Origin of the sequence: Streptomyces sp. NPDC047042 (genome assembly GCF_040644035.1) — a bacterium.
Taxonomy (GTDB): domain Bacteria; phylum Actinomycetota; class Actinomycetes; order Streptomycetales; family Streptomycetaceae; genus Streptomyces.
On the sequence record NZ_JBEYVP010000008.1, the window covers coordinates 92,978 to 115,292 of the forward strand.

At 69.8% G+C, this 22,315-nt stretch carries 17 protein-coding genes and 1 tRNA gene; 12 read left to right on the forward strand and 6 right to left on the reverse strand.

Features of this window, described 5'->3' with window-relative positions:
- Positions 1-5: 5 nt before the first annotated feature.
- Both ABZ855_RS11005 and ABZ855_RS11010 read left to right on the forward strand, forming a co-directional pair.
- Positions 6-3,224: a DEAD/DEAH box helicase family protein gene (locus ABZ855_RS11005; RefSeq protein WP_360804423.1), complete on the forward strand. Its 3,219-nt coding sequence runs from the start codon at positions 6-8 to the stop codon at positions 3,222-3,224.
- Between the two features lie 41 nt (positions 3,225-3,265).
- Complete coding sequence (locus tag ABZ855_RS11010) at positions 3,266-4,906, forward strand: serine/threonine-protein kinase (RefSeq protein ID WP_360804426.1); 1,641 nt, start codon at positions 3,266-3,268, stop codon at positions 4,904-4,906.
- Between the two features lie 62 nt (positions 4,907-4,968).
- On the opposite strand, the gene ABZ855_RS11015 is transcribed toward ABZ855_RS11010, so the two are convergent.
- Entirely contained in the window at positions 4,969-7,107 is a 2,139-nt protein-coding gene (locus tag ABZ855_RS11015; protein WP_360804429.1) for an AIPR family protein, read from the reverse strand.
- A gap of 172 nt (positions 7,108-7,279) precedes the next feature.
- A tRNA-Leu gene (locus ABZ855_RS11020) sits at positions 7,280-7,367 on the reverse strand.
- A gap of 188 nt (positions 7,368-7,555) precedes the next feature.
- Here ABZ855_RS11020 and ABZ855_RS11025 point away from each other — a divergent pair.
- The 3 genes from ABZ855_RS11025 to ABZ855_RS11035 all read left to right on the forward strand — a co-directional run bounded on the left by ABZ855_RS11025 (position 7,556) and on the right by ABZ855_RS11035 (position 10,866).
- Positions 7,556-8,890: a M20/M25/M40 family metallo-hydrolase gene (locus ABZ855_RS11025; protein WP_360804432.1), complete on the forward strand. Its 1,335-nt coding sequence runs from the start codon at positions 7,556-7,558 to the stop codon at positions 8,888-8,890.
- Between the two features lie 220 nt (positions 8,891-9,110).
- A complete protein-coding gene (gene chpH, locus ABZ855_RS11030; protein WP_006375137.1) occupies positions 9,111-9,344 on the forward strand; it encodes a chaplin ChpH in 234 nt (77 codons plus the stop codon).
- A gap of 136 nt (positions 9,345-9,480) precedes the next feature.
- Complete coding sequence (locus tag ABZ855_RS11035) at positions 9,481-10,866, forward strand: chaplin family protein (protein ID WP_360804435.1); 1,386 nt, start codon at positions 9,481-9,483, stop codon at positions 10,864-10,866.
- 114 nt (positions 10,867-10,980) lie between these two features.
- On the opposite strand, the gene ABZ855_RS11040 is transcribed toward ABZ855_RS11035, so the two are convergent.
- Positions 10,981-11,169 (reverse strand): DUF5703 family protein, encoded by a 189-nt coding sequence (locus ABZ855_RS11040; RefSeq protein WP_018549191.1) that lies wholly within the window; start codon positions 11,167-11,169, stop codon positions 10,981-10,983.
- Between the two features lie 47 nt (positions 11,170-11,216).
- Between ABZ855_RS11040 and ABZ855_RS11045 the strand changes: the two genes are divergently transcribed.
- Positions 11,217-11,939, forward strand: coding sequence for a hypothetical protein (locus ABZ855_RS11045; RefSeq protein ID WP_360804439.1), 723 nt, complete (start codon positions 11,217-11,219; stop codon positions 11,937-11,939).
- Between the two features lie 95 nt (positions 11,940-12,034).
- On the opposite strand, the gene ABZ855_RS11050 is transcribed toward ABZ855_RS11045, so the two are convergent.
- Entirely contained in the window at positions 12,035-14,242 is a 2,208-nt protein-coding gene (locus ABZ855_RS11050) for a helix-hairpin-helix domain-containing protein (RefSeq protein ID WP_360804442.1), read from the reverse strand.
- Complete coding sequence (locus ABZ855_RS11055) at positions 14,239-15,222, reverse strand: aldo/keto reductase (RefSeq protein ID WP_360804445.1); 984 nt, start codon at positions 15,220-15,222, stop codon at positions 14,239-14,241. The genes ABZ855_RS11050 and ABZ855_RS11055 overlap by 4 nt, the downstream gene beginning before the upstream one ends.
- Before the next feature lie 155 nt (positions 15,223-15,377).
- On the opposite strand from ABZ855_RS11055, the gene ABZ855_RS11060 reads away from it, so the two are divergent.
- Both ABZ855_RS11060 and ABZ855_RS11065 read left to right on the forward strand, forming a co-directional pair.
- On the forward strand, positions 15,378-16,433 hold the full coding sequence (locus ABZ855_RS11060) for an LLM class F420-dependent oxidoreductase (RefSeq protein WP_360804448.1): 1,056 nt from the start codon (positions 15,378-15,380) through the stop codon (positions 16,431-16,433).
- Positions 16,434-16,702: 269 nt separating this feature from the next.
- Entirely contained in the window at positions 16,703-17,491 is a 789-nt protein-coding gene (locus ABZ855_RS11065; protein WP_360804451.1) for a ferritin-like domain-containing protein, read from the forward strand.
- Positions 17,492-17,514: 23 nt separating this feature from the next.
- Here the strand turns inward: ABZ855_RS11065 and corA are convergent, their stop codons facing one another.
- Entirely contained in the window at positions 17,515-18,519 is a 1,005-nt protein-coding gene (corA, locus tag ABZ855_RS11070; RefSeq protein ID WP_360804896.1) for a magnesium/cobalt transporter CorA, read from the reverse strand.
- A 77-nt stretch (positions 18,520-18,596) separates the two neighbouring features.
- On the opposite strand from corA, the gene ABZ855_RS11075 reads away from it, so the two are divergent.
- From ABZ855_RS11075 to mshC, 4 genes are all read left to right on the forward strand, one after another.
- Positions 18,597-19,283 (forward strand): histidine phosphatase family protein, encoded by a 687-nt coding sequence (locus tag ABZ855_RS11075; RefSeq protein WP_360804454.1) that lies wholly within the window; start codon positions 18,597-18,599, stop codon positions 19,281-19,283.
- Between the two features lie 78 nt (positions 19,284-19,361).
- Positions 19,362-19,952 (forward strand): DUF3090 domain-containing protein, encoded by a 591-nt coding sequence (locus tag ABZ855_RS11080; RefSeq protein WP_319207711.1) that lies wholly within the window; start codon positions 19,362-19,364, stop codon positions 19,950-19,952.
- A complete protein-coding gene (locus ABZ855_RS11085; protein WP_360804457.1) occupies positions 19,916-20,752 on the forward strand; it encodes an SCO1664 family protein in 837 nt (278 codons plus the stop codon). The genes ABZ855_RS11080 and ABZ855_RS11085 overlap by 37 nt, the downstream gene beginning before the upstream one ends.
- Positions 20,753-20,903: 151 nt before the next feature.
- Positions 20,904-22,133, forward strand: a complete 1,230-nt coding sequence (gene mshC / locus ABZ855_RS11090) for a cysteine--1-D-myo-inosityl 2-amino-2-deoxy-alpha-D-glucopyranoside ligase (RefSeq protein WP_360804460.1) — start codon at positions 20,904-20,906, stop codon at positions 22,131-22,133.
- The last annotated feature ends 182 nt before the right edge of the window (positions 22,134-22,315 follow it).

Here is a 22,315-nt window from a genome sequence, read left to right on the forward strand (position 1 = left end):
TCCCCATGGCGCACGTGGAACGTGTAGAAACCGAGGAAGCGTTCGAGGACGCCGTTGCGGAAGGGCTTCTCGCGCACGGCTGGGAGCAGGGCCTGGCCAGGACTTACAAGCACGAACTCGGCATCGAAATCGACGAGTTGAAAGCGTTCCTTCGCGCCTCGCAGAACGACGCCTGGCTGCGCCTCCAGGCCGAGTATGGCGAAGGTGAGAAGGCATCTCTCGACCGGTTCGCCAAACGCGTGGCGCAGCAGATCGACGCCCGTGGCGTACTCGACGTGTTCCGGCGCGGGGTGAACGACCGGAACGTGAAGATCCAGCTCGCGTACTTCCGGCCCGCCCACACGCTCGCCGCCGACGCGCTGAACGAGTACGACGCCAACCGGCTCACCTTTGTACGGAAGTTCCACTACTCGGCGAAGACTCCCGCCAAGTCCGTGGACCTGGCGCTCTTCGTCAACGGCATCCCCACCGCCTCCGTTGAGCTGAAGAGCCACCTCTCGCAACACCCGCAGAGCGCCGAGGACGCCATGCGCCAGTTCCGTACCGACCGCGACCCGAAGGACCTGTTCTTCGCCAGGCGGACACTCGTGCAATTCGCGGTGGACCCGACCCTGACGTTCCTCACCACGCGCCTCGCCGGGAAAAGGACCCGCTTCCTGCCGTTCAACACCGGCTCCGGCGGCCCCGGTGTCACCGGCGGTGCCGGCAACCCGCAGACCACGGAGGGACAGGACGACGGCACGTACCCCGTCTCGTACCTCTGGGAGCAGATTTGGAACCGCGACAACTGGCTTGAACTGCTGGAGCGTTACCTGCACGTCGAGGACGAGCAGGCGAAGGCCGGCAAGGCTCCCTCGCACCGCCCCGGCAGCGCGCACACCCAGCCGTTGATCTTCCCTCGCTACCACCAGTGGCATGCAGTGCGGCAGTTGACAGACCACGCGACCCGGCATGGCTCCGGGGAGAACTACCTCGTCCAGCACTCGGCGGGTTCGGGTAAGTCCAACACCATCGCCTGGCTCGCGCACCGCCTGTCGTCCCTGCACACCCCGGAGGATCCGGCACAGCTCGCCGAAGCCGTCCGGGCGAAGGGCGCGGGACCCAACGAGCCGGTCTTCGACAAGGTCGTCGTCATCACCGACCGCCGCGTCCTCGACAAGCAACTCCAGGACACCATCTTCCAGTTCACCCACACACCAGGTGTCGTACGGCGTATCGACGAGGACTCCGTGCAGCTCGCCGAGGCACTGACCGGATCCACCGCGCGCATCGTCATCACCACGTTGCAGAAGTTCCCGTTCGTCCTGAAGAAGGTCGGCGGCCTAGGAAAACTACGCTACGCCGTGATCATTGACGAGGCGCACTCCTCGCAGGGCGGCGACGGCTCGGCAGCGCTGAAGAAGGCTCTCGGCTCCAAGGCCGTAGACGCGGACGGCGACCCGCTCACCGCCGAGGCACTGGCCCGTGGCCAGCAGCCGAACATGTCGTTCTTCGCGTTCACCGCCACCCCCAAGCCCAAGACGCTCGAACTCTTCGGTACGGCGGACCCGGTCACCGGGCGGCCGGGTCCCTTCCACGTGTACTCGATGCGCCAGGCCATCGACGAGGGCTTCATCCTCAACGTGCTGGACACCTTCATCACGTACGGCACCTACTTCAAGCTGCAGAACGACGCCGCAGACGAGGTCGAACGGCAGGTGGACCCGCGCAAGGCACGCTCCAAACTGGTGCGTGCGGCGCTGCTGTCCGACGCGTCGCTGGCTCAGCGGGCGAAGATCATGGTGGATCACTTCCGGTCCCACAGCGCGGGCAGGCTCGGCGGCCGGGCCAAGGCCATGGTCGTCACTCCCAGCCGCGAGCATGCGGTAAGGCTCTATCTGGCGATCCGCAAGTACGTGGATGAGCGCGGAGCGACGGACTGCGCCGCTCTGGTCGCGTTCTCCGGAGCGCTGACGGTCGAGGAGGTCGAGTACACCGAGTCCAAGCTCAACGGCTTCCCCGAGAAGGAACTCCCCGCCCGTTTCGGTTACGTACGCGTGGACGACCCGAATCCGCCGTCCGTACCGAAGCCCGAATACCGCATCCTCGTCGTCGCGGAGAAGTACCAGACCGGGTTCGACCAGCCGCTCCTGACGACAATGTACGTGGACAAGCCGCTTGCCAACGTCGCCGCTGTGCAGACGCTCTCCCGCCTCAACCGCACACACCCGTTGAAGTCCCAGGAGGATCTGTTCGTCCTGGACTTCGCCAACAAGTTCGAGGTTGTTCGGGAGGCATTCCAGGCCTACTACGAGACGTCACTGACCGAACCGACCGACCCCAACCTGCTTTTCGACCGGCAGGACGAGGTGATGGGGTACCAACTGCTCGTGGAAGCCGAGATGGACGCTCTGGTCAAGGCGTACTTCGCCGCCTTCGGCGACGGCAGTGCCACGGAGGGCGAGGTCAAGAAGGCCCACGCACGGCTCTACCACTACACGGCCCCCGCCGTGGACCGCTTCAACGGCCTCGCGGCCCACGAGCCGGGGAAGGCCGAGGAGTTCCGCCGGGCCCTGGAGTCGTACGTCAAGGCGTACGGCTGGCTCTCGCACATTATCGGCTTCGAGAACCTGGAACTCGAACGGCTCTTCCAGTACGGGCGGTTCCTGTTGCGCCGGCTTCCGCGTCCCGACGGTACCGCCGCCGCCGACATAGGGGAGACGGTGCCCAGCCACATGCTGGTCAAGGAGACCGGAACCCCCGAGCTGAGGCTGGAGGCGCTCGGAGCGCAGGTGCTGCCGGGCCTGGTGGTTCAGGCGGCAGGTGCGGCGGCCGAGATCGAGGAGAAGTCGCTCGCCGAGGTCATCCAGTCGATCAACGACGAGCTGGGCACGGGACTGTCCACGGCGGACCAGATCCTGCTCGGCCAACTCGTCGTCACGATCGCCGAGAACACCGACATGCAGGAGGTTGCCCTCGCCCAGGACGAGGAGACCTACGGCCGGGAACTCGCCAAGGACATGGACGAGTTCGTCATCAAGCAGGCACACTCCAACGACGCCCTGATGGTCCGGTACTTCGACGACGACAAGGTCAACCGCCTCTTCCGGCGGGTTGCGACAGCCCAGTCGTACAACTTGATCCGCCGCCCCGCCCGCCGCGAGGCCGACCGGCAGGCGACCGCCGAACGGGCGGCGGAGTTGAAGAGCCGTGGATCCAGGCCCACCACGCCTCCCGCACCGTAACCTGCACTGACGGTCACCACTAGTGAGATGAGGTGCGAGGCATGGGGGACGGGACGGCGCCGGCCCAGGACGAGGGGCAGCCCGAGAGAAGACTGGCCGGGCGGTACCGCCTGAGCACGCTCCTCGGAGCCGGTGGCATGGGGGAGGTCTGGCAGGCCTACGACGAAAGCCTCGACCGGCGTGTCGCCGTCAAGATGATGCTCGACGAGCAGCCGCACGTGTACGCCGTCCGCACCGCCGCCCACCGGGAGGCGATGGAGACCCGGCGCCGGCGGTTCCTGAGGGAAGTGCGCACGACCGCCGGACTCCACGAGCACCCAGGCATCCCCGCCGTCTACGACACAGGATTCGACGAGGCGAGCGGCCGGCTGTACGTGGTGATGCAACTGCTGCGGGGACGAGAACTCCAGACCCTCATCAACGAGACGGACTACGACTACGAGCCGCTGCCACTAGCCTGGGCGGCGGCCATCGGAGCACAGATCGCCTCCACTCTGGACGAGGTGCACCGCCACGACGTCGTACACCGCGACATCAAACCGGCCAACCTCATGCTCACCCCGGGCGGGGTGGTGAAGGTACTCGACTTCGGAGTCGCGGCCCTCGTCGGCTCGGGATCGAACCCTCATCTGACCCAGCCGGGAATGACCGTGGGCACCCCCGCCTACATGTCCCCTGAGCAGAGCCTGGCCAACGCGGTCGGCCCGGCCGCCGACATCTACGCCCTCGCCTGCGTGATCTACCAACTCCTCACCGGACACACGCCTTTCACCGAAGCCGACGGCAAGTCCGTCACCTGGCACCAGGTGAACAGTGATGCCCCGGCAGTCGGCGAACTGCGCCCCGACGTGCCCGGCGACCTCGAGCGGCTTCTGCTCGGCATGATGGAGAAGGACCCCGAAGACCGCCTGTCGGCGGCAACGGTCTACGAGACCCTGCTGCCGCTCGCCACCCAGGGAATTCCGGCCGGCACCTCACCTCCGGTCGCCGACGGCGGGCTCGAACTCGATCCGTGTACGCCCTTCACCCGGCCGTTCGGCGGATCAGTCCGCCGCGGGCGCGGGCGACCGAGGGCATACACCCCGACCGTGCCGGACGCCTCGTTGGAAGCAGCCCCCTCCACACTGCCCCTGAGTGAGGCCGAGGCTGAGGAAGCGGCCGACCGAGCGTCGGAATTCGTTGCGCAGAAGCAGTTCACACAGGCCGCCGACGTGCTGACGGACGTGCTGGCCAGGGCCACGGACAATGCTTTGACGGACGACCTGACCCTGTCCCTCGCGCACGTGAAATTCCTCGCCGGGACGTTCAGCGAGGCGCTTGGCCTCTTCCAGGCGGCACGGAAGGGTCTCGCCCGACGATTCGGAACCGACGACGTCGAAGCGCGGCGATGCCTCTATTACGAGGCCGAGTGCCGCATGGAACTCGGCGAGGCTACGGCCGCAGTCACCGCCTTCACCTCGTATACGCAGGAAGCCCCGGACGAGGACGACGAAGACGCCGTCGACCGTCATCTGGAAGCGCTCGCCCAGATCATGCGGCTGGAGGCCGGATCCGAGCGGTTCTCACAGGCGCAGGCCGCCGCGATCACCCTCCGCGATGCGACGCGACGATATCGCGGGCTGCGGGCTCCAGAGCTCGCCGACATCAACGGGTTCATCCAGCGTCTGAGGCGATTCGAGTAAGTACCTGAGGCGGCGTAAGGGCCTGGCCGCACAAGCGCCGCTCCATTGACGCAACCGTCCTGTCAGTCCTCGTCGTTCTGACTGTCGAGCCACTCGGTGGCCAATTCGTACAGATTCCGCTTGCCGTCAGGGGTCCAGCGTGCGGGTGCCTGTACCGAGGTCGGTGCCTCGTCCCATCCGGCCAGTTCCCAGATGCGGAGGACCAACTTGTTGGCGGAGTAGAGCTGACCGTCGTAGGCCCAGAGCAACGGCTTGCTCCGGTTGTTCTGCCAGGTCGCCTGCGCCCTTTGGGAGTCGACCGCGATCCACTCCTGCACGGCACGAGCTTCGGGAACGTTGCCAGGAACGTACGTCAGCGGAGTGCCTTCCGCGAGCAACTTCGCGTTGATCAACGTCGGCACTGTAGCCGGACGCCTCCCCTTCCGTTTCCGCTGAGCGGGCGGCTGGTAGTTCTCGGGAAGTTCCGGTACGGGCCGGCCACTGCGCACGTCGGGCAGTACGAGACGGGCGAGTTCCCGGCACTTGGTCTCGTTCGTGAACGTGCTGGTGAGGAAGGAGGTGGGACCGAAGCTCGCATCGACATGGTGGATCAGCCACGAGAGCACGGCCTCGGCAAGGGCGGGTACCCGTGCGAGCGCCGCTTCCAGGTCGTACTTCGGTTCGTCGATGTCCTCTTCGATTTCGAGAAGCTGGAACACCAGGTGGGTAACCAGCAGGTCACCCCGCTGAGCCGCGTCCGCGGCACGCCCGTACAGACGCTTACGCAAGGCGTCGAGCGCCTCTCCCACCGCCCGGTGGATGCACACGCTGCGCCAGATCCGGAACGCGCTCGGGACTTCGCGGAACAGCCGGGGATATGCTCCGCCGGCACCCCGTTCCCACAGCAGATCCGTGTCTCGCTTGGCGCGTACGGTGAGCTCGGGAGTCCGATGCGCGCAGGACAGGGCGATCGCCGCATGGACCACGGAGCAACCTGAATCCGGCGCGGGATCGGCCTCCCCTCGCTTGAAGACATACAGCTTCTGCAGAGAGAGATCGAAGTCCTCGCGGATCAGTTCCTGGGCGTTGTCCAGGGCTACGAAATCCCGCTGGGACACGTCGTTCTGGGTATTCGTGGTCTCCGTGATCCGAGCCGCGTACAGCCCTCGCTCGGCTCCGAGCGAGATGACTTTCACGGTGACATCGGCATCGTCGACAGTCTCCGGAGTCACCTGCCTCGCCTTGTGGATCTCGGTCACTGTCTGCGCGCCATTGACGACGCTGGCGCGCGTCAGCCGCAGCTCGACCGTTTCGTCCGGGCGGCGCCTCCCTGGCCACGTGGGCTCGATCTCGTCGCACAGGACGGTGATGCCGTTGTTGAAGTACCAGAAATTGTCCGGCTCTTCGCTGAGGGTGGTCTGAATGCCAGAGTTGATGCGTGTGAGCCCCAGGGACTTACGGATGTTCTCGTCATAGAGCCGATCTCCGTGCTCCTCGTACCACTGCGCGACATCGGAGGCTGAGACCGACCCCTGGTAGGCCAGGAACGGTATGTCTCTCTTGGTCCACTGCGGCATGCGGACCGTGATGTCCACCGGTTCCGGAGCACGGTCGTTCTTCAACTGCTGGAGCAGTTCACCCGCTCCCACGAGCCGGTAGTCCAGCATCGGCCCGAGACCGAAGTGATCGTCGGCAGCTCGGTCAAGGACGGCTTCCGTGTCCGCGTGAAGGGGATCGTTCCCGACGACCGCGATCACCAGGGTGATCTTGAGCCGAGTGTCCGTGAAAGCCGAGTCCAGCCGCGCGGTGAAGGGTGCCAGCTTGTTGTTGAAGAGATCGAATCGTCGCTGCTCGAGCAGACTCAACCCGTCGACGAAGGCACGCGCGGCGTGGGTGTCGAAGCCCGCGGTACCCGAGTCCTTCCACTTGGCCTGGACGAGCCAGACCTGAGCGCCGTCGGTCACGGCGACAGCGTCGATGCCGTTGTCCCGGCTGCCGTCGATCACAGCTGCCGCGCACGCCTTGTGATCCCAGCCGGTCACCCGGCGTACGGCGGTCGCTGCAACCGCACGGGACAGGAACGCGCGATCCCGCTCCACCTCGGAGTTCCGCTGGAGGTCACTCTCATCGATGAGCCCCCGGTAACCCCGGAACAATGCCTCACGGATCTGATGCAGCTCCAGTGTCGTCGTCCTGGTGGGTCCCCGCCCCGCATTGCCCACAGCCAGCTCTCCCCCGCCCGCTCCCGCACCCCTGATGACCCTGCTCGCCAAGCGTATCCAGGCGGGTGCGGTCGCGTCCTGCGACGGTCCGTCTGGGGCCGGACGGTCGCCGCAGTATGAGTCGCCAAAAACAAAGGACCCCACGATCGACAAGGGATCTTGGGGTCCTGCCTGGTGTCCGAGGGGGGACTTGAACCCCCACGCCCGATAAAGGGCACTAGCACCTCAAGCTAGCGCGTCTGCCATTCCGCCACCCGGACAAGGTGTCTGTCGCGCGGGGTTCCCCCCGTGGCGACGAAGGAAACATTACCAGGCTTTCCGGGGTGGCCGATCACCCCCTGTCGCGGCGTGAACGGTGTGTGACGGGCCCGGCCCGGCCTTGGGGCACGGTGGGCCGGGGAGGGAGGATGAGGGATGACCACCAGCAGGAACAGTGGGAGGTAGCACCGTGAGCGGGACGGGCAGCACGGAAACGGCCAAGTACGTCACCGGCGAGGACGAGGTCGTGGACCTCTGCCGCGAACTCATCCGGATCGACACCAGCAACTTCGGCGACCACTCGGGACCCGGCGAGCGCAAGGCCGCCGAGTACGTCGCCGAGAAGCTCGCCGAGGTGGGTCTGGAGCCGCAGATCTTCGAGTCGCACCAGGGACGCGCGTCCACCGTGGCACGCATCGAGGGGGAGGACCGGTCCCGGCCGGCGCTGCTCATCCACGGCCACACCGACGTCGTACCGGCCAACGCGGCGGACTGGACCCACCACCCCTTCTCGGGCGAGATCGCCGACGGGTGCGTATGGGGCCGCGGCGCGGTCGACATGAAGGACATGGACGCGATGACCCTCGCGGTCGTCCGCGACCGGCTGCGTACCGGCCGCAAGCCCCCGCGCGACATCGTCCTCGCCTTCCTCGCGGACGAGGAGGCGGGCGGTACGTGGGGTGCGCGGCACCTCGTGGACAAGCACCCCGGCCTGTTCGAGGGCGTGACGGAGGCGATCGGCGAGGTCGGCGGCTTCTCCTTCACCGTGAACGAGCAGCTGCGCCTGTATCTCGTCGAGACGGCCCAGAAGGGCATGCACTGGATGAAGCTGACCGTCGACGGCACCGCCGGACACGGTTCGATGATCCACAAGGACAACGCGATCACCGAGCTGTCGGAGGCCGTCGGCCGCCTCGGCCGGCACAAGTTCCCGGTCCGGGTCACCAAGACACTCCGGCACTTCCTCGACGAGCTCGGCGACGCGCTGGGCACCGAGCTGGACCCCGAGAACATGGACGAGACCCTCGCGAAGCTCGGCGGTATCGCCAAGCTGATCGGCGCCTCGCTGCAGAACACCGCCAACCCGACCCAGCTGGGCGCCGGCTACAAGGTCAACGTCATCCCGGGCCAGGCCACCGCGCACGTCGACGCCCGCTACCTGCCGGGCTACGAGGAGGAGTTCCTCGCCGACCTGGACCGCATCCTCGGCCCGAACGTGAAGCGCGAGGACGTGCACGCCGACAAGGCGCTGGAGACCTCCTTCGACGGGGCGCTCGTGGACGCCATGCAGACCGCGCTGGTCGCCGAGGACCCGATCGCCCGGGCCGTGCCCTACATGCTCTCGGCCGGCACCGACGCCAAGTCCTTCGCGGACCTCGGCATCCGCTGCTTCGGCTTCGCGCCGCTGAAGCTGCCGCCGGAGCTGGACTTCGCGGGCATGTTCCACGGTGTTGACGAACGGGTGCCGGTCGACGCGCTGAAGTTCGGGGTGCGTGTGCTGGACCGCTTCATCGAGGCATCCTGAATCCTGCGCCGGGTCTGTGTTCCGAGCGGTTCGCCGGGCTCCCAACGCCCGTGAATCCGCCCGGAATTACCCGATTGAACGACACTCCAATAATCGTCCGCACGTGCGTGGCTGACTGAGAAGAGTGAATGCGCTCATAGGGTCGTAGCCCTAATGCCCCCTCCTCGTTACTGGTGATGCGGTCCGCTACTCGGGATCGCATTGCCAACAAGGAGGAATAATGATCAAGAAGGTCGTCGCCGCTGCGGCTGCCACTGGTGGTCTGGTTCTCGCGGGTGCGGGCCTGGCCGTCGCCGACGCGGGTGCCCAGGGTGCTGCCGTGCACTCCCCGGGTGTTCTGTCCGGCAACGTTGTTCAGGTTCCCGTTCACATCCCGGTGAACGTCTGCGGCAACACGATCTCCGTGATCGGGCTGCTGAACCCCGCCTTCGGCAACACCTGCGTCAACAACTGATGCTGCGCCTCACTTCGTGAGGTTTCGACTCCCAGTGAGTCTGAGCCTGTCGGCCCCGGAACGCGTCATGCGTGCCGGGGCCGACAGGTCGTTCCGGAAGGTTCGCGACACATCATTTGAAAGCAGGGATGCAGTAATGCGAGAGGTCACCCGCAAGGGCCTGATGACCGTGGCCGCCGCGACAGGCGTGATGGCCGCCGCGGGCGGCGCCCAGGCGCATGCCGACTCGGGTGCGAACGCCGCCGCCTCGAACTCGCCCGGTGTGCTGTCCGGCAACTCGGTGAGCGCGCCGGTGAGCGTGCCGGTCAACGCCTGCGGCAACACCGTGAGCGTCGTCGGTCTGCTCAACCCGGCGATGGGCAACAAGTGCGCCAACGGCGGAGGCAACCACGGCTCCCCGGGCGGACACGGCAACTCGGGCAACCACGGCAACCAGGGCAACCACGGCGGTCACGGAAACCAGGGCGGCCATGGAAACCAGGGCCACCACGGCGGTCAGGGAAGCCACGGCTCGTCCGGCGGTTACGGCGACGAGGGCGGTTACGGCGGGCATGGCTCGCCCGGCGGCTACGGCAACCACGGCGGATACGGAGGCTACGGCGGTTACGGCGACCAGGGTGGCTACGGTGGCCAGGGTGGGTACGGTGGCCAGGGCGGCTACGGCGGTCACGGTGGTCAGGGCGGGTACGGAGACTCGGGCGTCCCGGGTGGCTTCGGGTACCCGGGCAGCCCCGGCGGCTCCGCCGACTGGGCGGACTGGCAGAGTTGGGAAGGCTCGTACGCCGGCGGATACGCCACCAACTCCCCGGGCGTCGGATCCGGCAACCACGTGGAGGCCCCGGTCGACGCACCGGTGAACGTGTGCGGCAACACCGTCGACGTGATCGGCATCGGCAACGCGGTCGCGGGCAACGACTGCGCGAACACCGGGGACCACGCGGGCGGCGGCCACCCGGCACCCCCTCCGGAGACCGACGAACCGTGCACGACTCCCGGCGGCGAGCACGAGACCCCGCCCCCGCCCGGACCGAGCGGCCCCGAGCAGCCCGGCCAGCCGCAGCAGCCGGAAAGCCCCCAGCTTCCGGGCGGCCCCGCACATCCGGGAAACCCGCAGCAGCCCGGAGGCCCCCAGCAGCCCGGCAGTCCCGAGCAGCCCGGCGGCCCCGGGCAGCCCGGGGGCCCGCAGCAGCCCGGCAGTCCCGAGCAGCCCAGCACTCCCCACTTCCCGGGGAACCCGCAGGCGCCCGGGAACCCGGGGCAGCCGGTCACCCCGCACCACCCGGGGACCCCGGCCCAGCCGGCTTCCCCGATCGCGCCGCCCGGTGTCTCGCACGGTGTGACGCCTCCGGCCGGTCCGACGTACGTCGACCAGAGCGACGCACGGACCGTTCCGCAGCCCCGGAGCGGCGCGCAGCTCGCGCACACCGGCGGTGATCTGCCGCTGGGCGTCGCCCTGCCGGTGGGCGCGGGCATGCTGCTCGCGGGCACGGTGCTCTACCGCAAGGCGCGCCCCTCGGCGTAGACCCGTACGGAGATTCCGTACGAACGGAAGGAACGCGCCGGGCGGTCACCCGGCGGCGTGCTGAACGGAGCGGGCCCCGCAGTGGCGGGGCCCGCTCCGTTTCGCGGCGTCACCTCACCACGTGGCCCGCACCTGGCGGATGATCCGCCGCCGCAACCGCACTCGGCGGCTGCCGTCGCGCAGCAGGCTCAGGCGGTCCAACTCCCAGTGTCCGTACTCGGCATGGTCCGTGAGCAGACGTGTGGCTTCCTTGCGGGTGACCCCGCGCGGTACGTACACGTCGACAAATTCGTATTCCGGCATCGCATCTATTGTGCGGGCAGAGGCCCGGTACGGATAGCGTCTGCACTATGTCTGATGCTGCGCAGCCCACCGCTGCCGAGGTACGCGCCGCCGCCGAGGCGGTGAAGACCGCCCTCGACCGCCACCTGGCGGCGGTCGAACGCCGGTCGGGGGAGGACGACCCCGATGTCTATGAGGCGTTCAACCAGCTGGCCGCTGCCGCCGAGGTGTACGACGAGCTGCTCTACGACCGCTACGACGAGGTCACCCCCTTCGAGATCCCTGGTTCGGACGACGCGCTGCCGCCGTACGCGGGCCCCGAGGAGCCGAACGCGCTGAGTGTGCTCATCCGCCGCGACTACGCCGTGGTGGAGCCGCAGCGGCTGCTGGCGCAGGCGCAGCGGGTGGAGGCCGCGGACGACGACGGCGGGGGCGCCGATGTCTCCGGCACGGTGCACGGGGCGCTGGGCATCCTGTTCGGCGAGTTCGAGCCGGACGAGATCGCCTCCCGGCACAAGGAGTTCGGCCTGGAGGAGGGCGATTCCACGCTGTGGGTGACGGCCGCGGACGAGGCGGCGGACCCCGGCGAGTGGCTGGAGGCGCCCTTCGACCAGGTCGACGCGGAGCGGGTGGTCTGCCGCTTCGACGTCAGCGCGGTCTTCGACGACGACGCGGACGACGGTGTCGAGGACGACGACCTGCTGGAGGACGAGCTCGACCCGGACCTGGTGGTCGTGAGCCTGGACGAGGACGAGGACCTGGAACCACTCGACGCCGATCACCGGCGATAGCCGAGAAACGGTCACCGGTCGCCTGTGAACGGCGGTCACGGGAGGGACACCTTCCGTGACCGCCGTTGGCGTTCGGCGGCAGCCCGCCCGGCGGCTCAGGCGGTCGGCGGCACCTGGGCTCTGAACAGGCCGGGCAGCCGGGTCGTACGGGCCTTCGCAGGGACCTCCGCGACCGCGCGGGCCAGGGCCTGGTCCACGCCGTGCACCACGGAGAGATGCCGCTCCGCGCGGCCGAAGGCCGTGTACACCCAGGGCCGGGTCAGTGACGAAGCCGTGTCGCCGGGGAGCACCACGACGGTGGCGGGCCAGTGCAGCCCGACCGCCTGGTGCGCGGTGAGCGCCCACCCGTGCCGCACGGTCGGCTCGACCCGCTCTTTCGGTACGACGACGGGGACGCCCTCGCAGTCCAGGTGCAGTCCCTCCGCGTCGGCCTTGACGACCTGCCCCGGCACTGTCCGCCCGGGCGCGGGGGAGTACGCGATCCGGTCGCCCGGGTCGAAGCCGCCGAAACGGCCCGGGCCGGGGTTCAGCCGCTCCTTGAGCGCGGAGTTGAGCGCGCGGGTGCCGGCCGCGCCGCCGTGCCCCGGTGTGATCACCTGGGTCTGCTCGGCCGGTACCCCCAGTGCTCTGGGCACCGAGTCCGCGACGAGCTGCACCGTGCGGTGCACCGCCTCGCCCGCGTCCCGTACGGGGACGATCACGACCTCCTTGCCGGGCGCCTCGACCTGGGTGAGCTCGCCGACGGAGACACCCGAGACGAGTTCGCCGATCGGGCCGGGGTCGGGCGTGCGCGACACGATGTGCGGGCACGTGCGCGTGCCGGCCAGATCCGCGAAGACCCGCCCCGGGCCGGCCGACCACAGCACCGCCGGATCACCGCTCAGCACCAGTCTGGACCCGTCGGCCAGTGACTCCACGAGCATCGCCGCGCTCTCCACGTCGAGCTGCGGCGCGTCCAGCACGACCAGCAGATCGACCTCGAACGCCCCGTCGGCGTCCCGCCCGGGCCCCTCGACCCCGGCCAGCAGCCCGGCGACGGTGACGACGAAATCCGGGTCGGAGCGGTCCCCGGACGGCAGCAGGGCCGCGAAGCGGCGGCGGCCTGCGGGTGTGTGGGCCGCCGCGCAGACCCGCAGGCCCAGCGAACGGGCCGCGGCCACCAGGGCGGCCGGTTCGGCGCGTGCCGCGTCACCGCCGGTGTGCAGCACGAGCCCGTGTCCCGCGACGGCACGGATCAACTGGGCGGCGGAACCGGACCCCGACGCCCCGGGTGCCGACTCCCAGTCCTCGGACGCCTCCTTGGGCAGCGCGTTGACGAGCCGGGCGAGCCCGTCGGCGAGGCTCTCCTCGGCCAGCGCGTACCGCTCGAGCCCGATCAGTACCCGTACGGGACGTTCCTCGGCCTCTTCGCCCTCTTCGGCCTCGCTGTTTTCGCGATCGGGGGCGGGCTGCCCCGCCGCTTCCTCGATCGGGTCCTGGAATTCCAGGGCCTCGCCCTCCGCGACCGTGCTCTGCACGGCGGTGTCCGGGTCGGGCACGCCGCGCTGGGTGAGGGCGGCGGTGAGCGTGGCTGCGTCCAGGACGGTGTGTCCGGCCAGGGCCGCCTGTTCCAGCAGCCACACCGTGACCGCCCGGCCCCGACGCTCGTCGTCCGGACCGCACTCGGCGCCGAGCAGCGCCCGCGCGAACCCGTCGGCCTGCTCGGGTCGAACGCCGGTGACCCGGAGCAACTGCCATGGGTCGGCGCGCAGTTGTCCGTCCGCTCCTTCGCCCAGCGCCGAGACGACCTGCGGCGCGAGCGAGTCCGGCGCGCCTCCTTCGGTCAGAACGCCCCGCACGGCCTCGACGGCTTCAGGGGATGTGGGAACGGCCGCCGTGTCGCGCTGGATCGGCGCGGCGGGCTGGGGCTGCCGTACGGGAGCGGGGGAGGCCGCGGGGCGTGCGGCGGGGGCGCCGGTCGTGGCCCTGGGGTTCGGCTCGCGCGTGGGGAAGGCGATGGCCGACGCGGGCTTCTCGCCGCTCTCCACGGACCGGACCGCCGCCATCAGGTCGGCGGCCGTACCGCTGAGCTTGGTGCCGCTCGCGATCGGACCCTGCTTCTCGGCCTTGCGCCGCTCGATCCGCTCCCGGAGCTCCCGCTGCGCGGCGAGTTCGGCCTCGGCCTCGGACAGCTGCTCGGGGTCACCGGCGCCGGTCCCGGTCTCGTCGGCCGGCGAGTCGTCGGCCGCTTCCGGGGCGGCCTCCTCGGAGGCGCCCGGGGTGCCCGGCTCGGCTTCCTCCGTGGTGTCGGGCTCCGTGCTCACAGCGTGCTCCAGTCGTGATCGGGATAGCGGTGCACGGGCGCTGACACGTCGTCCAGCGCCCGGCAGATCTCGTCAGGAAGACTAAGGGTCTCCACTGACAACGCGGCCGTGAGCTGCTGCGCGTTGCGCGCTCCGACGATGGGGGCGGCCACTCCGGGCCGGTCGCGGATCCAGGCGAGCGCCACCTGCAACGGCGTCACCGCCAGTCCGTCCGCGGCGGTCTGCACCGCGTCCACGATGCGGCTCGCCGTGTCGTCGAGGTAGGGCGCGACGAAGGGCGCGAGATGTTCCGAGGCGCCCCGGGAGTCCACGGGGGTCGCGTTGCGGTACTTGCCCGTCAGGACCCCGCGGCCGAGCGGCGAGGAGGGGAGGAGCCCGATGCCCAGGTCGAGGGCGGCGGGCAGTACCTCGCGTTCGACGCCTCGCTGGAGCAGCGAGTACTCGAGCTGCGTGCTGGACAGCCGCGTACGTATGCCCGGTGCCGCGAGCTGCCACGTCGCGGCCTTGGCGAGCTGCCAGCCGCAGAAGTTGGAGACCCCGGCGTAGCGGGCGCGGCCGCTGCTGACGGCGAGGTCGAGGGCCTGGAGCGTCTCCTCCAGCGGGGTGTCCGGGTCGTAGGCGTGGATGTGCCAGACGTCGACGTAGTCCGTGCCGAGGCGGGCGAGGGAGGCGTCGAGGGCGGCGAGGAGGTGGCCGCGGGAGCCGTCGACGCGGCGCTCGGGGTCGGGCACGCTGCCCGCCTTGGTCGAGACGACCAGGTCGCGGCGCGGAACGAGCCCTTCCATGAGCCGCCCGAGCAGATACTCGGCCTCCCCGTCGCCGTACACGTCCGCGGTGTCGACGAGGGTTCCGCCCGCTTCCCAGAACGCCTTCAGCTGGGCCGCGGCGTCATGTTCGTCGGTGTCCCGACCCCAGGTCAGGGTGCCGAGTCCGATCCGGGACACACGCAGGCCGGTACGGCCGAGATGCCTCTGCTCCATGGACGCCGAGATTACTGGCCAGAACTGACCAAGTGGGTTGCCTGTGGACAACGGTTTCCCCGGCCGGCGAGACCTACGCCCCACCGCCGGCTCCCCACCCACGCGCTAGGGTCGGTCCTACAAGGGACGTTACTGATCGGTAAGGGGAATCGGCCATGCAGCTCGGGATCAACCTCGGCTACTGGGGTGCCGGAATGGACGGCGACAATCTGGCCGTCGCGCAGGAGGCCGACCGGCTCGGATACGCCGTCTGCTGGGCCGCCGAGGCCTACGGGTCGGACGCGGCCACCGTGCTCACCTGGGTCGCCGCCCAGACCGAGCGGATCGACGTCGGCTCGGCCATCTTCCAGATTCCGGCCCGTCAGCCCGCGATGACCGCGATGACGGCCGCCACCCTCGACTCGCTCTCCGGCGGCCGCTTCCGGCTGGGTCTCGGTGTCTCCGGACCGCAGGTCTCCGAGGGCTGGTACGGCGTCAAGTTCGACAAGCCGCTCTCCCGCACCCGCGAGTACGTGGAGATCGTCCGCAAGGCGATGAGCCGTGAGCGGCTGTCCCACGACGGTGAGCACTGGACGCTGCCGCTGCCCGGCGGCCCCGGCAAGCCCATCAAGCTGACCGTGCACCCCGAGCGCGAGCACATCCCGCTGTACATTGCCGCCATCGGCCCCAAGAACCTCGAACAGACGGGCGAGATCGCCGACGGGGCGCTGCTCATCTTCCCGTCCGCCGCGCACATCGAGGACACCGCCATCCAGTACCTGCGGGCGGGGCGCGAGAAGGCCGGCAAGACCCTCGACGGGTTCGACATCTGTCCCACGCTGCCGCTCGCCCTCGGCGACGACAAGGACGTGGCCAAGCTCGCCGACACCTTCCGGCCGTACACCGCCCTGTACGTGGGCGGCATGGGCAGCCGTAAGCAGAACTTCTACAACCAGCTCGCCCAGCGCATGGGGTACGAGAAGGAAGCCGCCGAGATCCAGGACAAGTACCTGTCCGGCGACAAGCAGGGCGCCGGGGAGGCCGTTCCGCACGACCTGATCGACCAGACGACGCTGCTCGGCTCGGTGGACCGGATCGCCGACCGGATGCGGGCCTACGCGGCGGCCGGAGTCACCACGCTCACCCTCGCCCCGGCCGGCTTCACGCTCGACGAGCGGATCGCCGCGCTCCGGGCGGGCACCGACGCGCTGGAGCGCGCCGGACTCGCGTAGGCGACAGCGAGAAAGTTCCGCGGCCGTGGTGGGGGCTCGGGGGGTCTTCCCCGCCACGGCCGTCACGGAGCACAACGCGCCCAGGCCCCCGGCGGTTACGCACCCGAGCACCCTCGAAGCCCTCGCACTCATGTCCCCAAGGCGCCCCCGCCGCTGCTCCCTTCGGCGCAGTCGCCGGGCTCCCGTGTTGCGGCACCTCCGGCCCCGCATTTGACTCGTTGTCCGACGTGTTCTTCGCGGAGCCCGGCAGATCTGCGAGAGGTGCCCCGATGCTTTCGGCCAGGAGCCTGTTCCAGGAGATCCTCGACAACGACGACTCCTTCCGTCTCTTCTGCTCCATCGCGGCGAGCGGGGAGTCCCAGGGCGGCTGGGAGAACGCGCGGATCGCCGCGCTCGTGCCGGCGGGCGAACGCGCGCTCGCCCCAAGGATCACCCGGCACGGCGCCGACGAGGACAAGCACGGGCGGATCTTCAGAGCCCTCATGAAGAAGCGCGGCCTGCAGCCCGTCGACGTCCCGGCCGACACCGACTACACGATGCTCCTGGAACGCCGGGGCATCGGTCTCGCGCACGAGAAACTCAAGGGCGACGAACCCCTGACCGTCCCGGACCTCGTCACCTACCTCGCCCACAGCCGCGTCACCGAACAGCGTGCCTCGGAGGAGATGGACCTGCTGCGCAGGTACTTCGGCGACCATCCCGACCTCGGCCGCGCGGTACGGATGATCTCCCACGACGAGGACAACCACCTCGCCTACTGCCACGAGGAACTCCTGCGCTTCGCCGCCGCGGGCCACGGCCGCGCCATCCAGCGGACGCTGCGCGAGTGCGCGCTCGCCGAGATCCGCGTCTACCGGGACGTCAGCCTCGCGGTCATGTCCCACATGGGGCGCGTCCTCGGCTGGCCGCGCCCCAAGGCGGCCGTCCTCGCGGCGGGCATCCGCGCGCGGTACGCGTACGAGCGGGCCGTCGGCTGGCGCCGCATGGTCACTCTGCGGATGCCCGAGCGGCGCGACGCCCTGGGCGGCCCGGCGACCACGTCACCCGAGTACGCCTGAGCACGTCTGGGGGCACCCCCGCGCTACAGCCAGCCCCGGCGCTGGAACATCCGGTACAGCAGGACCTCCACCACGACCATCGCCACGAGCAGCACCGGGTACGACCACACCCAGCGCAGTTCCGGCATGTGCTCGAAGTTCATCCCGTAGATCCCGGCGACCATGGTGGGGAACGCGGCCATCGCGGCGAACGCGGAGATCTTGCGCATGTCGTCGTTCTGCCGGACGCTCATCTGCGCGAGATGGGCCGACAACACGTCGGAGACCAGACGGTCCAGGCCCTCCACGGACTCGTTCACGCGCGTGAGGTGGTCGCTGACGTCCCGGAAGAAGGGCTCCGCCTTCTCGTGGACGAAGGGCACGCGCGTGCCGAACAGGCCCGTGCCCGCGAGCCTGCCGAGCGGTGCCGCCAGGGGGCCCGTCGCACGGCGGAACTCCAGGATCTGCCGCTTGAAGGTGTAGATGCGGGACGCCGTGTGACGCGAGCCGCCGTCGGACGGCGAGAACACCTCCGTCTCCAGCTCCTCCAGGTCGGTGCCCAGCTCGCCCGCCACCTCCACGTAGTGGTCGACGACGGCGTCGGCGATCGCGTAGAGCACCGCCGTGGGGCCGTGCCGCAGCATCTCGGGCTCCGCCTCCAGCCGGTGCCGTACGGCGGCGAGAGGCGCCTCCTGGCCGTGCCGCACGGTCACCACGAAGGAGTCGCCGATGAAGACCATGACCTCCCCGGAGGAGACGATGTCGGCCTTCGGCTCGTACCCGACCGGCTTGAGCACCATGAACAGCGAGTCGTCGTACACCTCCAGCTTCGGCCGCTGATGCGCGTTGAGGGCGTCCTCGACGGCCAGGGGATGCAGCCCGAACTCCTCCGTGACGTGCTCGAACTCGTCCTCGGTGGGCTCGTGCAGGCCGACCCAGACGAACGCCTCCCCGACCCGGTCCGCACGGCATTCGTCGAGGGCGTCGGAGAAGTCCGCGGGGCCGTCCGTACGGCGCCCGTCGCGGTAGATGGCACAGTCGACGATCACGGTGCGCATTCTCCCGCCACCCGGCCGAAAACGCACCAGGGCCTGCCACCGGCGGCCGTACGCCTACCCTGGGCCGCATGCCCACGCTGATCCTCGTCCGGCACGGACGCTCCACCGCCAACACCTCTGGCGTGCTCGCCGGCCGTACGCCCGGCGTCGCCCTCGACGAGCGGGGCGCCGCGCAGGCCGCCGCGCTGCCCGGACGGCTCGCCGAGCTGCCCATCTCCGAGATCGTCACCAGCCCCCTCCAGCGCTGCCAGGAGACGATCCGGCCACTTCTCGAAGCCCGGCCGGAACTGCGCGCGCACACCGAGGAGCGCATCTCGGAGTGCGACTACGGGGACTGGTCCGGACGCAAGCTCGCCGAACTGATGGACGAACCCCTGATGCAGGTCGTCCAGGCCCACCCGTCCGCCGCCGCCTTCCCCGGCGGTGAGTCCATGCGGACCATGCAGACGCGCGCGGCCGAGGCCGTACGCGAGTGGAACGCGCGCGTGGAGGCCGATCACGGCTCCGACGCCGTCTACCTCATGTGCTCGCACGGCGACATCATCAAGTCCCTTGTCGCGGACGCGCTCGGGCTTCATCTCGACCTCTTTCAACGGGTGTCCGTCGAACCGTGTTCCATCACGGCGATCCGTTACACCCGTCTCAGGCCGTTTCTCGTGCGCCTCGGGGACACCGGCGACTTCGCCTCCCTCGCGCCGCGCGAGGAACCGCCGAGCGAGGACGCCGCGGTCGGAGGCGGTGCGGGCGCACCGTGATCGTCGTCAGCAGTAGGGTGAAGCGGTCGCGGTAGCGCCGCGGATGCCCAAAACCATTCGATTCAATGGAGACAGGACGTGTCCCGTCAGGTGTTCCTCTACGATCCCCCGGACCGCTTCGTGGCCGGCACGGTCGGACTGCCCGGGCGCCGTACGTTCTTCCTCCAGGCCACGGCCGGCCCCCGGGTGACCAGCGTGGCCCTGGAGAAGACCCAGGTCGCCGCGCTCGCCGAACGCATGGACGAACTGCTCGACGAGGTCGTACGCCGGAGCGGGGGCAACGCCTCCGTCCCGGCCGTGGCCCCCAGCGAGGTGTCCGACACCCGCCCCCTCGACAGCCCGGTCGAGGAGGAGTTCCGGGTCGGCACCATGGCCCTCGCCTGGGACGGCGACGAGCAGCGCATGATCGTCGAGGCCCAGGCCCTGGTGGAGCTCGACGCCGACTCCGAGGAGGACCTCGCCGAGGCCGAGGAGCGGCTCCTCCAGGACGAGGAGAACGGCCCCCCGATGCTGCGCGTCCGGCTCACCGGCGCACAGGCCCGCGCCTTCGCCAAGCGCGCCCTCGACGTCGTCAACGCCGGCCGGCCGCCCTGCCCGCTGTGCAGCCTCCCGCTCGACCCGGAAGGACACGTATGTCCGCGCCAGAACGGATACCGCCGCGGAGCGTGACGACCCCCCGCACGCCCGCCGAACTGCTCGCCAAGGGCGAACTGACGGTACGCGGGCGCATCCAGGAGGCGTCGAACGCCGCGCTGTACTGCACGGTCTCCTACGAGGGACAGGAGGCCGCCTGCATCTACAAGCCCGTCGCCGGTGAGCGGCCCCTGTGGGACTTCCCCGACGGCACCCTCGCCGAGCGCGAGGTGGCGGCGTACGAGGTCTCCGAGGCGACCGGCTGGGGGCTCGTACCGCCCACCGTGCTGCGCGAGGGGCCGTACGGCGAGGGGATGTGCCAGCTGTGGATCGACGTGGCGGCGGACGGCGGCGCCGGGCTGCTCGCCCTGGTCGAGAGCGAGGAGCCCGCGCCCGGGTGGAAGGCCATCGCCTTCGCCGAGGTGGGCGAGGGGAAGACGGCACTGCTCGTGCACGCCGACGACGAGCGGCTGCGCCGGCTCGCCGTGCTCGACGCGGTCATCAACAACGCGGACCGCAAGGGCGGGCATCTGCTGCCCGGCGATGAGGGACGGCTGTACGGGATCGACCACGGCGTCACCTTCAACGCCGAGAACAAGCTGCGGACACTCCTGTGGGGGTGGGCGGGGGAGCCGCTGACCCCGGAGGCGGTCGAGATGCTCACCGGCCTGCGGAGCGCGCTGGCGGAGGGCGCGGCGCTGGCCGAGCGGCTGGCGGAGCTGGTCACCGCCGACGAGATCGAGGCCACGCGCGTGCGTGTGGACGCGCTGCTGTCCTCTGGAAGGCATCCGGAGCCCAGCGGGGAGTGGCCGTCGATCCCCTGGCCGCCTGTGTGAGACGCGTGGGGCTGTGGCGCCGCACGGTGCGACAGTCCCACGCCGAAATCGGTGGCTAGGACACTGAGACGAATCTCGCAAGACCGCATTCCAGGCCATCTGCACCCCGTCCGGCTCGTATACGGAACATCCGTCCGGTTACGCTCATGACATGCATGCCTGGCCCGCTTCCGAGGTCCCCGCCCTGACTGGTCAGGGCCGCGACCTGAGGATCCACGACACCGCCACCGGTGCTCTGGTCACCCTCGACCCCGGTCCCGTCGCCCGTATCTACGTCTGCGGCATCACCCCGTACGACGCGACCCACATGGGTCACGCGGCGACCTACAACGCGTTCGACCTCGTCCAACGCGTGTGGCTCGACACCAAGCGGCAGGTTCACTACGTCCAGAACGTCACCGACGTCGACGACCCGCTGCTCGAGCGGGCCGTGCGCGACGGAGTCGACTGGGCGGGACTCGCCGAGCAGGAGACCGCGCTCTTCCGGGAGGACATGACCGCCCTGCGGATGCTGCCCCCGAAGCACTACATCGGCGCCGTCGAGGCGATACCCGGCATCGTCCCGCTCGTCGAGCGGCTGCGGGACGCGGGCGCCGCCTACGAGCTCGACGGGGACGTCTACTTCTCCGTCGAGGCCGACCCCGACTTCGGCAAGGTGTCCAACCTGGACTCCGCCGCGATGCGGCTGCTGTCCGCCGAACGCGGGGGAGACCCCGACCGGCCCGGCAAGAAGAACCCCCTCGACCCGATGCTCTGGATGGCGGCCAGGGAGGGCGAGCCGAGCTGGGACGGCGGCTCGCTGGGCCGCGGTCGCCCCGGATGGCACATCGAGTGTGTCGCCATCGCCCTCGACCACCTCGGTATGGGCTTCGACGTGCAGGGCGGCGGCTCCGACCTCGTCTTCCCGCACCACGAGATGGGCGCCTCGCACGCCCAGGTGCTGACCGGCGAGTTCCCCATGGCCAAGGCCTACGTCCACGCCGGCATGGTGGCCCTCGACGGCGAGAAGATGTCCAAGTCCAAGGGCAACCTCGTCTTCGTCTCCGCGCTGCGCCGCGACGGGGTCGACCCGGCCGCCATCCGGCTCGCCCTGCTCGCCCACCACTACCGCGCCGACTGGGAGTGGACCGACCAGGTGCTCGAGGACGCCGTGGCGCGGCTCGGACGCTGGCGGGCGGCGGTGTCCCGGCCCGACGGGCCGTCCGCCGACGCGCTCGTCGAGGAGCTGCGCGAGGCTCTCGCCAACGACCTGGACGCCCCGGCCGCACTGGCCGCCGTGGACCGCTGGGCGGCCCTCCAGGCGGAGCACGGCGGCACGGACGAGGGCGCCCCGGGCGTCGTCTCCCGCGCCGTGGACGCCCTGCTGGGCGTGGCGCTGTAAGGAGCGCGCGTACAGACGTGTGCGGAGGGGCGTTGGGCGGGTTCAGCCGCCCAACGCCCCTCGCGTTCCCGGGGGTCCTTGCTGTCGAGGTGCTGTCGACTCTCCCGGGTCGGGTGTGGCAGCGGTCGTCATGTGATGTGGTGGCAGGGTCAGTTGACCCGTAGGACCGGCCAACTGCCGGT

Excerpts from the sequence above, each read along its gene's own strand:
- ABZ855_RS11085 (WP_360804457.1), top strand. The coding sequence starts at position 19,916 with ATGTCCGCGCCAGAACGGATACCGCCGCGGAGCGTGACGACCCCCCGC.
- ABZ855_RS11045 (WP_360804439.1), top strand. The coding sequence starts at position 11,217 with ATGTCTGATGCTGCGCAGCCCACCGCTGCCGAGGTACGCGCCGCCGCC.
- ABZ855_RS11065 (WP_360804451.1), top strand. The coding sequence starts at position 16,703 with ATGCTTTCGGCCAGGAGCCTGTTCCAGGAGATCCTCGACAACGACGAC.
- ABZ855_RS11005 (WP_360804423.1), top strand. The coding sequence starts at position 6 with ATGGCGCACGTGGAACGTGTAGAAACCGAGGAAGCGTTCGAGGACGCC.
- ABZ855_RS11055 (WP_360804445.1), bottom strand. The coding sequence starts at position 15,222 with ATGGAGCAGAGGCATCTCGGCCGTACCGGCCTGCGTGTGTCCCGGATC.
- ABZ855_RS11035 (WP_360804435.1), top strand. The coding sequence starts at position 9,481 with ATGCGAGAGGTCACCCGCAAGGGCCTGATGACCGTGGCCGCCGCGACA.
- chpH (WP_006375137.1), top strand. The coding sequence starts at position 9,111 with ATGATCAAGAAGGTCGTCGCCGCTGCGGCTGCCACTGGTGGTCTGGTT.
- ABZ855_RS11010 (WP_360804426.1), top strand. The coding sequence starts at position 3,266 with ATGGGGGACGGGACGGCGCCGGCCCAGGACGAGGGGCAGCCCGAGAGA.
- ABZ855_RS11075 (WP_360804454.1), top strand. The coding sequence starts at position 18,597 with ATGCCCACGCTGATCCTCGTCCGGCACGGACGCTCCACCGCCAACACC.
- mshC (WP_360804460.1), top strand. The coding sequence starts at position 20,904 with ATGCATGCCTGGCCCGCTTCCGAGGTCCCCGCCCTGACTGGTCAGGGC.
- ABZ855_RS11060 (WP_360804448.1), top strand. The coding sequence starts at position 15,378 with ATGCAGCTCGGGATCAACCTCGGCTACTGGGGTGCCGGAATGGACGGC.
- ABZ855_RS11040 (WP_018549191.1), bottom strand. The coding sequence starts at position 11,169 with ATGCCGGAATACGAATTTGTCGACGTGTACGTACCGCGCGGGGTCACC.